This window comes from Dellaglioa sp. CoH-57-MRSF-20 (assembly GCF_056781955.1).
Map to the genome: position 1 here is coordinate 1 of NZ_JBXAXV010000113.1, position 463 is coordinate 463.

Here is a 463-nt window from a genome sequence, read left to right on the forward strand (position 1 = left end):
ACGGGCAGCGTGAAACTGTCGCTGGTGCCGACGACTGCAACTTCGGTCGGTATCTACGACCAAACGACCAGCGCATGGGTTCCGGTTGACGGCACGACGGTCAAGGTCACGGGCCAAACGGTCTCGGGCCTGACGGCAGGCGACACGGTTACCGTGACTTACGAGTACACGCTGACGGCAGTGCAGCGCCGGGTCCTGTTCGGTGACGTGCCGCCGGGCGGCTACGTTGGCGATTACGTCCAGCAAATCGGCGTGATTACGCGCGGTACGGTGTTCACTTCGCAATTCGACGCATCGAAGAACTGGGCAGCTGCTGGTGGTTCGGCCTCGACGCAAATCTGTGTGGCCGCTAACGGCATGCTGACGCTCGGTACGCCGGGTACGGCTCCGGCCGGTGTCGCGGTGCCGGGTGCGTACGTGACGCAAATCCCGGGCGCGGAAATCCCGTTCATTGGCATCACGT

1 protein-coding gene is annotated in these 463 nt (G+C 63.5%); it reads left to right on the forward strand.

The annotated features are described in order from the left end of the window. Positions 1 to 463: hypothetical protein (locus AC1RPN_RS08380; protein WP_481763743.1), on the forward strand; the 463-nt coding region annotated here is incomplete at both ends.